We start from the raw sequence: 14629 nt of genomic DNA, 5'->3' as shown, positions 1-14629 counted from the left end.
TGGCTCCTTATGCAGATAAGGTACGAATTAAATTCGCCCAATCTTCTTGAATACTGTTATCTTTTTCACGGAATTTGGGAACTTCACGGCAAGCGTTGAGAACTGTTGTGTGATCCCGATCAAATGCCCGTCCGATTTCAGGCAAACTGCGGTTTGTCAGTTCTTTGGCGAGCGCCATTGCGATTTGACGTGGACGTGTAACAGAACGCTGACGACTTTTGGATTTTAAATCCGATACCTTGATTCGATAATATTCCGCCACGGTTTTTTGAATGTTGTCAATAGTGACCAAGCGCTCTTGTAAAGCAAGAATATCTTTTAAGGTTTCACGCACAAAATCAATATTGATTTCACCGCCTCTGAAATCCTGCATTGCTTTTACCCGATTGAGCGCACCTTCAAGCTCACGTACATTGGTGCGTAAGCGCTGTGCTATGAAAAATGCCACTTCTTCCGGTAAATACATTTGATGTTCTTCGGCTTTTTTCAACAAAATAGCAACGCGCGTTTCTAAATCAGGTGGTTCAATGGCAGTGGTTAATCCCCAGCCGAAGCGTGATTTTAAACGTTCTTCAATTTTTTCGATTTCTTTGGGATAGCGATCAGAAGTTAAAATAATTTGCCGACCGGTCTCAAATAAGTTATTGAAAATATGGAAAAATTCTTCTTGGGTTTTTTCTTTCTCAGCAAAAAATTGAATGTCATCGACAAGCAATGCGTCTAAGGAACGGTAAAATTTTTTAAATTGTTCCATATTGTTATCGCGCATCGCCTTTACCATATGCTGCATAAAATTGTTGGCGTGAATATAAAGAACGCGAGCATTGGGTTTGTTCGCTAAAATACCGTTACCGATAGCATGCAATAAGTGGGTTTTACCTAAGCCTGTTCCACCATATAAAAAGAACGGGTTTGCGGCGGCTTCACCCGGCGCTTGCGCCAGTTTTTGCCCTACTGCACGCGCAAGTTGGTTTGATTTACCTTCTACAAAATTTTCAAATAAATGTTTGGTGTTGAGATGAGATTCAAATTTCAACGCTTTTTCAATTTTAGGCTCAAAATTGACCGCACTTTCTATCGATTGAGATATTGTCGGTGAAATAGGAGCTGATTTAGGCGTAGGCTTCACCCCTTCTTTTAAAATAATCTGTAAATTGGGGTTTTGCGCAAGCGCTTGGCAAATTTGATGAATTTGCGCTAAATAATGGGTTTCAACCCATCCTTTTACAAACATATTGGAGGCATAAAGGATAATTTGATCGTTAGAGATAATATCCGCCTGTAAAGGGCGCAGCCAAGTACTTAAATCGGTAGCGGAAACTTGATCTTGTAATTGAGAAAGGCAATCTTGCCAAAGATTGGAAAGGCTCACGATAAATTATCCTTAGTTATTTTTGCTTGTAATATTGTTGTTTAAAGTGCGGTTAAAAATTTCCGTGAATTTTACAATAATCTCGGGAAAAAATCTTCCGTCGAAAAAGAAAAAACACAAAACAAAAAAGGTGGCTTGAGATTTTGCCTGAAATCCGTATAATCGCCCCGATTTTTAAAGGAATGGAAATTTGTTTTACAAAAATCCGTTTCTTTGTTTGACGTAAGCCTGATTTATAAGTAAAATCGCGCTCTATTTTTATAACTCTTGTTTTGGATTCAAAACACTAAAACATTTCTGACTTAGGTAGATTACAATGAAACGTACATTTCAACCTTCTGTATTAAAACGTAGCCGTACTCACGGTTTTCGTGCCCGTATGGCAACAAAAAACGGCCGTCAAGTTTTAGCTCGTCGTCGTGCTAAAGGTCGTAAAAGTTTATCTGCATAATCGCTGTACTCAGTGGTTAAGCTAAACTTTCCTAGGGAGTTGCGTTTGTTGACTCCCTCCCAATTCAAATATGTCTTCGAACAGCCGCTTCGAGCCAGCACCCCTGAAATCACTATACTAGCCCGAAAAAATAATCTTGAGCACCCCCGCTTAGGTTTGACCGTTGCCAAAAAACATTTAAAACGTGCGCATGATCGCAATAGAATAAAGCGTTTGGTGCGTGAAAGTTTTCGTTTATCGCAACATCATCTTCCCGCTTATGATTTTGTTTTTGTGGCAAAAGGGGGAATTGGTAGGCTCGATAATGCAACTTTTTATCAGACACTGGAAAAATTATGGATGCGACACGTTCGTTTGGCGCAAAAATCTTAATTGGCTTAATTCGTGTTTATCAGGTTACCATTAGTCCTCTAATTGGTCCTCGTTGTCGATTTGTACCAAGTTGTTCGTGTTATGGCATTGAGGCGTTAAAAACACACGGTGCGCTAAAAGGTGGTTGGCTTACATTAAAACGTGTATTAAAATGTCACCCTTTGAATGCCGGTGGATTCGATCCCGTTCCGCCGAAGATTAATAATAATGATGAGAAAAAATAATGGACTCAAGACGTAGCCTGTTAGTGTTAGCACTAATTTTTATTTCTTTCCTTGTTTATCAGCAATGGCAAATGGATAAAAATCCTCCACCGCCGGTAGCTGAACAAACGGTTTCAATGACTTCAGATGTCCCTGCAAGTTCTTCTTCATCCGCTCAAATTGCGACTAATTCACAAGTTAAAGGTCGCCTTATCACCTTAGAAAATGATGTTTTCCGCTTGAAAGTGGATACATTGGGCGGTGATGTGGTGAGTTCCGAATTGTTAAAATATGATTCGGAATTAGATTCTAAAACGCCTTTTGTGTTGTTAAAAGATTCTCCGGAACACGTATATATTGCGCAAAGCGGTTTGATTGGTAAAAATGGTATTGATACGAAATCAGGTCGTGCGCAATATCAAATTGAAGGCGATAGCTTTAAACTGGCGGAAGGTCAGGATTCGCTTTCCGTGCCGTTAATCTTTGAAAAAGACGGTGTGACCTATCAAAAAGTATTTGTTTTAAAACGTGGTAGCTATGATGTGGGAGTGGATTACAAAATCAATAACCAAAGTGGCGAAGCGATTGAAGTCGAGCCTTATGGTCAGTTAAAACATACACTTGTAGAAAGCTCCGGTAACGTAGCGATGCCGACTTATACCGGTGGAGCCTATTCTTCCTCTGAAACCAACTACAAAAAATACAGCTTTTCCGATATGAAAGATGCAAATCTTTCAATTAACACCAAAGCAGGTTGGGTGGCTGTGCTGCAACACTATTTTGTGTCTGCATGGATTCCGAATCAAGATGTCGATAATCAATTTTATACGATTACAGATAGCAAAAATAATGTTGCTTCCATAGGTTATCGTGGTTCAGTCGTAACAATTCCATCCGGTGCACAAGAAACAATTTCCAGCACTTTATGGACAGGGCCAAAACTTCAGAATGAAATGGCAAAAGTGGCAAATCACTTGGATTTAACTGTTGATTATGGTTGGGCTTGGTTTATTGCGAAGCCGTTGTTCTGGTTATTGACCTTTATTCAAGGTATCGTATCTAACTGGGGCTTGGCGATTATCTGTGTGACTATTGTGGTGAAAGCCATTTTATATCCATTGACGAAAGCACAATATACTTCTATGGCGAAGATGCGCATGTTGCAACCGAAAATGCAGGAAATGCGTGAACGTTTCGGTGACGATCGCCAACGTATGAGCCAAGAAATGATGAAACTTTATAAAGAAGAAAAAGTAAATCCATTAGGCGGTTGTCTACCGATTCTTCTCCAAATGCCGATTTTCATCGCATTGTACTGGACGTTTATGGAAGCGGTTGAACTTCGCCATGCTCCGTTCTTTGGTTGGATTCAAGATTTATCCGCACAAGATCCGTATTATATTCTGCCGATCTTAATGGGGATTTCTATGTACTTGTTGCAGAAAATGTCGCCGACACCGGTGGCTGATCCGATGCAACAAAAAGTGATGAATTTTATGCCGTTGATCTTTATGTTTTTCTTCCTTTGGTTCCCGGCGGGACTGGTACTTTATTGGTTAGTATCTAACTTAATTACTATCGTACAGCAGCAATTAATCTACCGTGGATTAGAGAAAAAAGGGTTACATTCCAGTAAAAAATAAGAATCAAAAAAAGCACCTAATAGGTGCTTTTTTACTGCCAACTAAAAATTTTTATGAGAGTTTTTTTACTATAGTTCGACTTTCGTCTAATAGTAAAAAGTGCGGTCAAAAATTCGGTATTATTCGTCACTTGCATGATGCAGGAACACGGTTTACGTTATTCAAAAATAATAGATTGTGTTACTGTTACATGATTCCGAAAAAATTTTGATTTTCCTGATCGCACTTTATTGTTTTTAGCGTTTAAACATTCCCCCTAGTTTGCCGAGACCGCCCATACCGCCGCCCATTAAGCCTTGCATTCCACGCATCATTTTTGACATACCGCCTTTACGCATTTTTTTCATCATTCTTTGCATTTCATCAAATTGTTTGAGTAATTTGTTCACATCTTGCACTTGTGTGCCGGAGCCTAATGCAATACGGCGCCGGCGAGAGCCTTTGATGATCTCCGGATTGGCGCGCTCTCTTAGCGTCATAGAATTTATAATGGCTTCCATTTTTATGAACATTTTGTCATCTACTTGATTTTTTACGTGATCCGGTAAATTTTTTGCGCCGGGCAGTTTTTCCAACATAGACATCATACCGCCCATTTTTTTCATTTCGACAAGTTGTTCACGGAAATCATCTAAAGTAAAAGCATCCCCTTTTTTGAATTTTTGTGCCATCTTTTCCGCTTTTTCGCGATCAACTGAACGCTCAAGATCTTCAATAAGCGACAGTACATCACCCATACCAAGAATACGGGAGGCTACACGATCCGGATGGAATGGCTCAAGGGCTTCGGTTTTCTCGCCAACCCCTAAGAATTTAATCGGTTTACCGGTGATTTGACGAATCGATAATGCCGCCCCGCCACGTGCATCACCATCTACTTTGGTTAGAATAACGCCGGTTAGTGGTAAAGCTTCATTGAAGGCTTTGGCTGTATTTGCCGCATCTTGACCTGTCATAGCATCTACGGTGAATAGTGTTTCAATCGGGGTCAATGCCATATGGATTTGTTTAATTTCCTCCATCATTTCGCTGTCAACATGTAAGCGACCGGCAGTATCCACAATGAGTACATCGTAGAATTTAAGTTTTGCATCGGCAAGGGCTGCTTTGGCAATATCTACCGGATTTTGTTTTACATCAGACGGGAAAAAATCGACACCCACGGATTGTGCTAAGGTTTCAAGTTGTTTGATAGCGGCTGGGCGGTACACGTCCGCCGATACGACCAATACTTTCTTTTTATGACGTTCGCGTAAGAATTTTGCAAGCTTTCCAACGCTGGTCGTTTTCCCCGCCCCTTGTAAACCGGCCATTAGGATCACCGCCGGCGGTTGAGTGGCAAGGTTTAAACTTTCGTTGGATTCGCCCATGGCTTTTTCAAGTTCACGTTGAACGATTTTTAAGAATTCTTGCCCCGGTGTTAAACTTTTGTTGACTTCTTCGCCTAGGGCACTTTCTTTCACTTTAGCGATAAATTCGCGAACCACCGGTAATGCCACATCCGCTTCCAGTAATGCCATACGCACTTCACGCAGCGTATCTTTAATATTATCTTCAGTCAGGCGACCTTTACCTGTAATATTGCGTAGTGTTTTTGAGAGGCGATCGGAAAGATTCTCAAACATAATAAAATCCTGTTTTTTATTCAAAAAAATTGTCGTGATTATACCGAATTTTGGGCGTTTTTCATCATTTCAAATAAATTTATAGCGAATCATTGATGAGAACGGTAAAATACGAATTATTCCTAATAAGCGAGAATGAATTATGTGGTTTGCTATTTTTTCGATACTTTTTTATTTGGCGAGCGTTTTAATGATTCTGCCGTTACTTAATTCCGCAGATAAAGCCCAATACCGTCCGAGAAAAATGCCGTTTTTTTTGACCGCACTTACAGGTATTATTTTTCACGCGGCAAGTCTTTATCCTTCGTTGCGGGAACTGGCGGAATTACACACCTTTACCCTTGTGGAAATCAGTTCATTGATGAGTGTGAGCATTGCGGCGTTGGCGGTGTTGGCAATGTTGATCGTTAATTCGATTTGGTTTTTATTGCCGATTGTATTTTCCTTTTCCGTTCTTAATCTTATTTTGGCGACATTTATGCCAAGCCATCTTATCCGATTGTTAAATCAAGATTCGGCGATGTTGTTTCACATCGGTTTGTCGATTTTTACCTATTCCGTTTGTGTTATCGCAACCCTTTATGCGATTCAGATAGCTTGGATTGATCGTAGTCTCAAAGCCAAAAAAACCGCCTTTTCAGCGGTGATACCCTCATTAATGACCGTGGAGCGTCATTTTTCCCATTTATTTGCAACGGGAGAATTGTTGCTGACTTTAACCTTAATTTCAGGCATTTATCATTCTATGAATGTATTAACCGTGGAAAATATTCACAAAGGCATCTTTTCATTTCTGGCTTGGCTTGTGTTTGGTATTGCTCTTTTCGGCCATTGGAAACTCGGATGGCGCGGAAAAAGGATGATTATTTACTCTATTTCAGGTATTATCTTACTCACGATTGCTTATTTCGGTAGTCGATTGATTTAAAATAAGGGCGAACCGATATGTTCGCCTTTATCGTCAGATGATTTTATATTGTAGCGGAGATACCGTTATCAATCGCTGACACTAAATGTTCCGTAGGCTGATTGAAGCAAAGTTTCAGGCACAAATATTTAGCGTGTCCTACGGGTTATGATTAATCAACAAAAGGATTTCCCCTTGGATAGTATCCCCCTTAGTAGTTTATTTATTACTCTCATCATTTGTTTAATTCTCTCTGCATATTTTTCCGGTTCGGAAACAGGGCTGCTTTCTCTTAATAAATATCGCTTACGTTTTCTTTCCGCACAAGGTAACAAAGGGGCTAAAAAAGCCGAAAAATTGCTTGAGAACCCCGATACCCTGCTAAGTTTTATCCTTATTTTTAATAACCTTGTGAATATTAGTGCCTCTGCCATTGCAACGATGATAGGTATGCGCTTATATGGTGATGCCGGTGTGGCGATTGCAACAGGACTACTTACCTTTATTATGTTGGTATTTTCCGAGATCTTTCCAAAGACCGTCGCGGCAATGCATCCGGAAAAAGTAAGCTTATTTTCAAGCCATATTTTGGCAATCTTGTTAAAAGTTTTCTATCCTGTCGTGTGGCTAATGAATATTTTTACCAAATCTCTTATGCGCCTTGTCGGTTTAAAGCCGGATATGCAAAAACAAGTGATTAGCCGTGAAGAATTAAGAAGCATTGTGACGGAAGCCGGAGAAGCCACACCGGATGAACAGCACCCGCAAATGTTGCTTTCTATTCTTGATATGGAAACAGTAACGGTAGATGATATTATGGTTCCACGCAATGAAATCGGTGGTATTGATATTGATGATGATTGGAAAGCGATTATGCGCCAGCTTAATCACGCCGCTCATAATCGTGTGGTGCTTTATAAAAGCAGCCTTGATGAACAAGTACTCGGTATCTTGCGTGTGCGTGAAGCATTCCGTTTATTGTTGGAAAAAAATGAATTTACTAAGGAAACGTTAATTCGAGCGGCGGATGAAGTGTATTTTATTCCGGAAGGTACGCCGTTAAAAACTCAGCTTGCGAACTTCCGCTCCAACAAAGAGCGTATCGGCTTAGTGGTGGATGAATACGGTGACATCAAAGGTTTGGTGACATTAGAAGATATTTTGGAAGAAATCGTGGGGGAGTTTACGACTTCCACTGCGCCAACCATTGATGAAGAAGTTACGCAACAATCTGACGGTTCAATCATTATTGATGGTTCGGCAAATCTACGTGATCTAAACAAAATGTTCGGTTGGGAATTAGATACGGAAGATGCCCGAACTTTTAACGGTTTGATTCTCGAACATTTAGAAGAAATTCCCGATGAAGGCACGGTTTGCGAAATCGAAGGTTTGCAAATTACGATTTTAGAAGTAGCAGATAATATGATTAAGCAAGCGAAAGTCGTGAAACTTTAATCTAAAAAACACGAAAAAATTTAACCGCACTTTTGATTTGGATCATAAGTGCGGTTTGTTTTTGAAATGTTTTTAAATGGAAGAGGTAAAATTTTACCGCTAGTTTTTAATCGGATATAAGAATATGGAACACGAGTATCAACGTGCCGTTACACGGGCTTGTGTGCAAACGGCATTGTTATTGTTACAGCATGGCGCAGAAAGTAGTCTGGTCGTGCAAATGGCACAACGTTTGGGAACCGCACTTGGTGTAGAAAGTGTGGAATGTGCACTTTCGGCAAATGCGATCGTGATCACGACATTATCGGATCAACACTGTATTACTACGGCACGTAAAAATACGGATAAAGGTATTAATATGCAGATGGTTACGGATGTTCAGCGTATTGTTATTGCCGTAGAACATAAATTATACGATTTGGATATCGCCCAAAAGAAACTGGATAACTTAAAACCTCTAAAATATGACCGCACTTTAGTGATTTTTATGATTGGTTTGTCTTGTGCTTCATTCGCGCATTTATCAGGAGGTGATTGGTTGATTTGCCTGATAACTTTTGTGGCTTCGGCTGTGGCTATGTTTGTTCGTCAGGAATTTTCAAAACGTCATTATAATCCGTTTATCGTGTTTTCTATCACTGCATTTGTTGCCTCTCTAATTTCCGGTATAAGCCTAAAATATAGTTGGGGAAACGAGCCTCAAATAGCATTGGCATCCAGTGTATTGTTACTCGTACCGGGATTTCCGTTAATTAATTCTTTGGCGGATATTTTGAAGGGATATGTCAATATGGGCGTAGGACGTTGGACTATTGCCACTATTTTAACCTTTGGTGCTTGTCTTGGTATTGTACTGGCATTGGGGGTATTACATATTACAACTTGGGGGCAATAGGATGATATTCTTACTGAGTTTACTTGATGATATGTTTTTTGCTGCAATTCCGGCTGTCGGATTCGCTTTGGTGTTTAATGTTCCTCAAAAAGCCCTAAAATACTGTGCGATATTGGGCGCACTAGGACATGTTACACGTACGCTCTTATTACATATGGATGTGCCGATTGTATTTTCGACCTTTTTTGCTTCTTGTGTTGTCGGTTTTATCGGTGTGCGCTTATCTCATTATTATTTAGCACATCCTAAAGCATTTACCGTAGCTGCGATTATTCCAATGATCCCTGGTGTTCATGCTTATAAAGCGATGATTTCGCTTGTGCAAATTCATCATTATGGTTATTCCGACGAATTATTGGAGCAAATGATGAATGCTTTTCTAAATACCACATTTATTCTTGGTGCATTGGTTTTTGGACTTGCGTTACCGGGGTTGATTTTTTATCGACAAAAGCCGGTGGTATAAAACTAAAAAACACGCATTACAGCGTGTTTTTCTTTTTCGTTTATTCTTTTGCCGTGTTTTTATCCTCCGGCAAGATGAGGTTCAAAATTAAGGCAAATAATGAACCGACAGTGATACCGGAACCGAGAACTTCTTTAAAAAAGTGCGGTAATTTATCAAGGAGTTCCGGACGGGTTGTAACTGCCAAGCCACAACCGATAGAAATGGCGATAATTAAGCCATTGCGTTTACTGCGTTCAACTTTATCCAGCATTTGAATACCGGCCGCGATAATCATTGCAAACATCATCAAACCCGCTCCACCAAGCACCGGCAATGGAATGGAAACGATTAATGCACCGAATACGGGGAATAACCCAGCTAGTGCGAGTAATACTCCCGTGAGAGCAACCACGTGGCGGCTTGCTACACCGGTTAAGGAAATAACACCGATATTTTGCGAGAAAGAAGAGAATGGTGTTGTGGACATAATGGCGGCAAGTGCAGAGCCCAAACCGTCTGCTAGCACTCCGCCACGTAAATGTTTACCGGTAATTTCGGTATTGGTTGCGTTACCTAAAGCAAGGAAATTACCACTTGATTCCACAATGGTTACTAAGTAAGCAATTGACATTCCGATAATTCCGGAGATTGGGAAGGCTAGACCGAAATGTAATGGTTGTGGAACAGCAAAAGTTTGTGCGTTTGTTACGCCATCAAAATTTACCCAACCGAGAAGGAGACAAAGCAAATAACCTGTCATCATTCCGATAACAATCGCCGCAGCAGAGAAAATTCCTTTTCCCTATTGCACCAGTACCACAACAATGACTAATACGAAACTTGCCATCATTAAATTTTCAGGAGTTGCATAATTGGCGTCACCTCTTTGCCCGCCTGCAAACCAATCCACGGCAACGGGAATGAGGCTTAAACCGATCATCATTACTACGGTACCGGTTACCACAGGTGGGAAAAGTTTGCGAATATACGGCATAAAGAAACTACCGATAATCATCACCAAAGATCCCACTAACGAAGCGCCTAAAATCCCAGCGACACCGTGCTCACTAAAACCGATGGCTAATGCCGCAGCGACAAAGGTGAAACTTGTACCCATCACGCTTGGTAAACGGATACCAATCGGCCCCAAACCACGACATTGAATTATGGTCACCACGCCGGAAATTAACAGGGCGGCATTGACTAATGTAATGGTATCTTCGGTTGGCAGTTTTAACACATTACCAATCACTAAAGGCACGGCAATAATACCGCCAAGAGCCGCTAACAAATGTTGTGCGGCAAGCAACAAACTGAGCCCAAAAGGCGGTTTGTCTTCAACAGAGTAAAGAAGTTGATTATTCATAATGGAACCTTAGTTAGCAGGAAAGCGCGAATTATACGTAAAATTTCTACAAAGGCAATCGTTTGCCATAGTGACTCGAAAAGAAAGTGCGGTCAAAAAGAACGGTGTTATGTAGCAATCGCACAAAAGGCTGTTTTTAATCCATACGTAGGGTGCGTTAGGCAAAGTAACGCACCAAGTAACAAGATTTAATGACGAAACGGTGCGTTACAGCTTTGCCTAACGCACCCTACACCAAGAAATATTGGAGATAACATTCTCTTTGTGCAACTGATGCATAATATCGTGATTTTTGACCGCACTTTGCGTTTAAAAAAGATTTACATCCAGAAAATATACGCAATTGTTGCGATAATAAATATACAGGTTAAGTCAATGTATTTGCCCACGCGGATCATATCCGAATGTTTTACATTTCCGGTTGCATACACAATGGCATTCGGCGGTGTGCCTACCGGCATCATAAACGCACAAGATGCGCCAAGACCGATAGTGAGAGCAAAACCTAATGGCGGCATATTTAATGCGTGAGCGATGGATATAAAAATCGGTACAAGGAGGGCGGCACTTGCAGTGTTTGAGGTAAATTCCGTAAGAATCACAATAAACGCCGCAACAATTAATGCCATTACATAGTAATGACCGCCTTCAATGATAAACACGATCCCTTCAGCCATAATTTTACTTGCACCCGAGCTTTCCAACACGGCACTTAATGTTAAGCCGCCGCCGAATAGGAATAATACGCCCCATTCCGTGTTTTCTTGGATTTCTTTCCAACTGGCAATGCCGGTAACACAAATAGCAATCGCTGCGGTTAGTGCGACCATACTGTCAAAGTTACCGATAGTAGTTGGAAGCCCTAATAGTGTTGAGAGAAACGGATTAATGTAACCGCCGAAAACCCATAAAAATGCCGTAATAAAGAAAATAATGAGAGTTAGAACGCGTTTTTTATTCATTTTGATTTTGGCGAATTCCGCATCAAAATGTAAGTTTAACTTTGGTTTAAAGATGATATAGAGCCAACCGATAACAAATGGAAATAGGAGACTCATCACCGGTGTACCGTATTTCAACCAATCGGCAAAATCTAAATGTAGCTGAGAAGCGGCAATAGCATTTGGCGGGCTGCCTACAAGCGTTCCCATACCTCCGATGGTGGCGCTATAAGCAATACCAAGTAGCACGAAAATATAGGTATTACGCTCTTTGTTTCGATCAAGCTGGCTTAAGATAGTCATTGAAAGCGGAATCATCATTGCGGCGGTTGCCGTATTACTCATCCACATTGAAAGAAACGCCGTTGCGACAAAAAGATAAAGCACCGCCAGAAATAAACGACCTTTTGCCAGTTGCATAATCTTATTGGCAATCATTTGATCTATTTTTTGTATATTCAAAGCGGTTGCAATGGCAAAACCACCGAAGAAAAGAAATATCGTAGGATCTGCAAACGCAACTAAGGCTTGGCGACTATTCACTAATCCAAGTAGCACGGATAGAATAGGGACAAAAAGTGCGGTGATCGTTACGTTTACGGCTTCCGTTAACCATAAAATCGCAACGAAAGCGAGCAGTGCTAAGCCTTTATTGGCTGCCGATTCAAAAGGGAGTATTGCAAGTAAAATGAAGAAAAGTGCCGCATCTGCAATAAAGATAATGGTATTTTTACTCATTACATCACGGTTTGGCGATTTTATCGTCACCGGTGTTTGTTGCATAAATATTCCTTAATGATCATTGATAAGGCGATGAATTATAGCATAGGCAAGGTTTTCAAAAATGGAAAAACGATGAAGAATTGATTCGTATCAAAAGAATGAGCGGTCAAAAACACAAGGATTTTTGACCGCACTTTTTAGTATTATCCCAAAGTTACACTTGCGAATACATCATAGATTGCCCAAATAAACAGCAAGGCAATGATAAATAAAATGATTTTTTCCCAACCTGTTAGATTAAGTTTTCCGCCTTGATATTGATAGCGGGAGTAAAGAAAAAGCATAATTCCCGGCACATATAACAATACGGAAAGCAACAAATACCCCAATCCTGCCGCATATAAAATCCATAAGCCGTAAACTGATGCCATAAAGCCGGTAAGTTTGATATACCAAGCCGCATTTTGTCGTATCGCCAGTTTGAATAAATAAGCCCCAATGAGGAAGTAAGGGACTAGGATCATTGAGGTGGAAATAAGCAATAATGCGTTATAGCTTTTTCCTGTGAGGAATACTAAAACTAAACAAAATTGCACCACAAAACCGGTAAAGAAAAGGGAATTGATTGGTGTACCGTTTTTATTGAGTTTGTCGAAGATTTGGGGAAATGCACCGTTTTTTGCTCCGCGATAAGGCACTTCGGTTGAAAACATCGTCCAACTAATGTATGAGGCAAGTACGGAGACAATTAAGCAGGCGGTAATAATCACTTTACCGCTGCCACCGATCATTGTTTCCAATAAGCCTGCCATAGACGGATTTGACATCGCAGAGATGGTTTCACGGGGTAAAATCCCCAGAGAAAGTACGGTGATAGCGACATAGAGTGCTAAAGCGATTAAAATGCCTAATACTGTGGCAAGCCCTACATCCGAGCGTTTTTTCGCATGTGCCGATAATACTGCCGCACCTTCCACACCGGTAAATACCCATAGGGTAATTAACATCGTATTTTTTACTTGATCCGTCACGCTATTGTTTAATGCCGTGGCTTTTACATCGTGATTAAAGGTTTCGGGGTTGAAATACCACAAAGCAAGCAAAATGAATAGTATGAGAGGAAATACTTTTACAAAGGTGGCGATAAGATTGACCGTGGCGGCTTCTTTTACGCCTTTGGCAATTAAAATATGCACGAGCCATACAATAATGGAAGCACCCACAAAAGAGGAAAACGTATTTCCTTGTCCGAAAATGACCGCACTTTCACTATCCGTAAACATTCCTAAGCCTTCAAAGGCAACCACTAAATACCCTACGATACCGATAGTCGCGCATAACCAATATCCCCAAGCGGACATAAAGCCCATCAGTTCACCAAAGCCTTCACGTGCATAAGTGTAAATGCCACCGTCCAATTCAGGACGCAAGCGGGAAATAAAAAAGAACGAGAGACCGAGAAAAATAATTCCTACGCCGGTAATGATCCAACCGATAATCAAGGCTTCGGCACCTGCAACTTCAGCCATATTTTGTGGCAAGCTAAAGATACCGGAGCCAATCATAGAACTTAATACCAATGCAGTTAATGATAGTAAGCCGATTTTTTTGTTTGACATAATGCTTTCCTGAAAACTGTTTACTTCACTATAAGATTTCTTTTATGAGTTGTTGTAGTATGGGTATAACGTCTTTTTCAAACCATGGATTTTTCTTTAACCAAAGTTGATTACGTGGGGAAGGGTGAACGAGAGGTAAAAAGTGCGGTAGAAATTCGTGATAATTTTTTACCGTATCCGTTACATTCAAGGTATTGTGCGGTAAGTAATATTTTTGTGCATATTGCCCGATTAAGATTGTGAGTTCAATATTCGGTAAATTTGCTAAAATCTGCGGATGCCATTTTTCAGCAAAGCCCTTACGTGGCGGGAGATCGCCGGATTTTCCTTTTCCGGGATAGTAAAAGTCCATTGGAATAACAGCGAATAAGTCAGAATGATAGAAAGTCTCACGATCAACTCCGAGCCATTCACGCAAACGATCCCCGCTTTTGTCGTTCCAATAAAGGCGGGTTTGCTCCGCTTTTAAACCGGGAGCTTGCCCGACAATGTTGATCCGTGCGATGGGAGGCGCGGAAAAAAGCGGTTTAATACCACGGGAAGTGAAGGAAGCATTTTCAGGATCGGAGATGATCGCCGTTTTGATTTGTTCTAGTGTTTGCATCA

The 14629-nt window shown here is 40.7% G+C and carries 13 protein-coding genes and 1 pseudogene; 8 read left to right on the top strand and 6 right to left on the bottom strand.

The window, feature by feature from the left end; genetic code table 11:
• Positions 1 to 7: 7 nt before the first annotated feature.
• Positions 8 to 1372, bottom strand: coding sequence for a chromosomal replication initiator protein DnaA (dnaA, locus tag HEMROJRC1_RS01985; protein ID WP_226691387.1), 1365 nt, complete (start codon positions 1370 to 1372; stop codon positions 8 to 10).
• A 316-nt stretch (positions 1373 to 1688) separates the two neighbouring features.
• On the opposite strand from dnaA, the gene rpmH reads away from it, so the two are divergent.
• From rpmH to yidC, 4 genes are read left to right on the top strand one after another with little or no spacing between them, the layout of a single operon-like run.
• A complete protein-coding gene (gene rpmH, locus HEMROJRC1_RS01980; protein WP_005539760.1) occupies positions 1689 to 1823 on the top strand; it encodes a 50S ribosomal protein L34 in 135 nt (44 codons plus the stop codon).
• 12 nt (positions 1824 to 1835) lie between these two features.
• Positions 1836 to 2195 (top strand): ribonuclease P protein component, encoded by a 360-nt coding sequence (gene rnpA, locus HEMROJRC1_RS01975; protein WP_226691386.1) that lies wholly within the window; start codon positions 1836 to 1838, stop codon positions 2193 to 2195.
• Positions 2159 to 2419: a membrane protein insertion efficiency factor YidD gene (gene yidD / locus HEMROJRC1_RS01970; protein ID WP_194812595.1), complete on the top strand. Its 261-nt coding sequence runs from the start codon at positions 2159 to 2161 to the stop codon at positions 2417 to 2419. The genes rnpA and yidD overlap by 37 nt, the downstream gene beginning before the upstream one ends.
• Positions 2419 to 4041 (top strand): membrane protein insertase YidC, encoded by a 1623-nt coding sequence (gene yidC, locus HEMROJRC1_RS01965; RefSeq protein ID WP_226691385.1) that lies wholly within the window; start codon positions 2419 to 2421, stop codon positions 4039 to 4041. Before yidD ends, yidC begins: the two co-directional genes overlap by 1 nt.
• A gap of 236 nt (positions 4042 to 4277) precedes the next feature.
• Here yidC and ffh read toward each other — a convergent pair whose 3' ends face one another.
• Positions 4278 to 5666, bottom strand: coding sequence for a signal recognition particle protein (gene ffh, locus HEMROJRC1_RS01960; protein WP_226691384.1), 1389 nt, complete (start codon positions 5664 to 5666; stop codon positions 4278 to 4280).
• A gap of 142 nt (positions 5667 to 5808) precedes the next feature.
• Between ffh and HEMROJRC1_RS01955 the strand changes: the two genes are divergently transcribed.
• The 4 genes from HEMROJRC1_RS01955 to HEMROJRC1_RS01940 all read left to right on the top strand — a co-directional run bounded on the left by HEMROJRC1_RS01955 (position 5809) and on the right by HEMROJRC1_RS01940 (position 9392).
• On the top strand, positions 5809 to 6594 hold the full coding sequence (locus tag HEMROJRC1_RS01955; protein WP_226691383.1) for an inner membrane protein YpjD: 786 nt from the start codon (positions 5809 to 5811) through the stop codon (positions 6592 to 6594).
• Positions 6595 to 6768: 174 nt separating this feature from the next.
• Positions 6769 to 8031, top strand: coding sequence for an HlyC/CorC family transporter (locus HEMROJRC1_RS01950; protein ID WP_226692909.1), 1263 nt, complete (start codon positions 6769 to 6771; stop codon positions 8029 to 8031).
• Positions 8032 to 8155: 124 nt separating this feature from the next.
• On the top strand, positions 8156 to 8926 hold the full coding sequence (locus HEMROJRC1_RS01945) for a threonine/serine exporter ThrE family protein (protein ID WP_226691382.1): 771 nt from the start codon (positions 8156 to 8158) through the stop codon (positions 8924 to 8926).
• A gap of 1 nt (position 8927) precedes the next feature.
• A complete protein-coding gene (locus tag HEMROJRC1_RS01940) occupies positions 8928 to 9392 on the top strand; it encodes a threonine/serine exporter family protein (protein WP_226691381.1) in 465 nt (154 codons plus the stop codon).
• A 40-nt stretch (positions 9393 to 9432) separates the two neighbouring features.
• Here the strand turns inward: HEMROJRC1_RS01940 and HEMROJRC1_RS01935 are convergent.
• The 4 genes and pseudogenes from HEMROJRC1_RS01935 to HEMROJRC1_RS01920 all read right to left on the bottom strand — a co-directional run bounded on the left by HEMROJRC1_RS01935 (position 9433) and on the right by HEMROJRC1_RS01920 (position 14627).
• Positions 9433 to 10740 (bottom strand): annotated as a pseudogene (locus tag HEMROJRC1_RS01935) (nucleobase:cation symporter-2 family protein).
• A gap of 320 nt (positions 10741 to 11060) precedes the next feature.
• Positions 11061 to 12419 carry a DASS family sodium-coupled anion symporter gene (locus HEMROJRC1_RS01930; RefSeq protein WP_374707299.1) on the bottom strand — a complete coding sequence of 453 codons (1359 nt, stop codon included), beginning with the start codon at positions 12417 to 12419 and terminating at the stop codon, positions 11061 to 11063.
• 188 nt (positions 12420 to 12607) lie between these two features.
• A complete protein-coding gene (locus tag HEMROJRC1_RS01925; protein ID WP_226691379.1) occupies positions 12608 to 14023 on the bottom strand; it encodes a basic amino acid/polyamine antiporter in 1416 nt (471 codons plus the stop codon).
• Between the two features lie 28 nt (positions 14024 to 14051).
• A complete protein-coding gene (locus tag HEMROJRC1_RS01920; RefSeq protein WP_226692908.1) occupies positions 14052 to 14627 on the bottom strand; it encodes a uracil-DNA glycosylase family protein in 576 nt (191 codons plus the stop codon).
• Between the last annotated feature and the right edge of the window lie 2 nt (positions 14628 to 14629).

This window comes from Rodentibacter sp. JRC1 (genome assembly GCF_020521555.1).
GTDB lineage: Bacteria > Pseudomonadota > Gammaproteobacteria > Enterobacterales > Pasteurellaceae > Rodentibacter > Rodentibacter abscessus.
The sequence above is the reverse complement of the archived record's forward strand: the minus strand, read 5'-3'. Positions and strand labels throughout refer to the sequence as shown.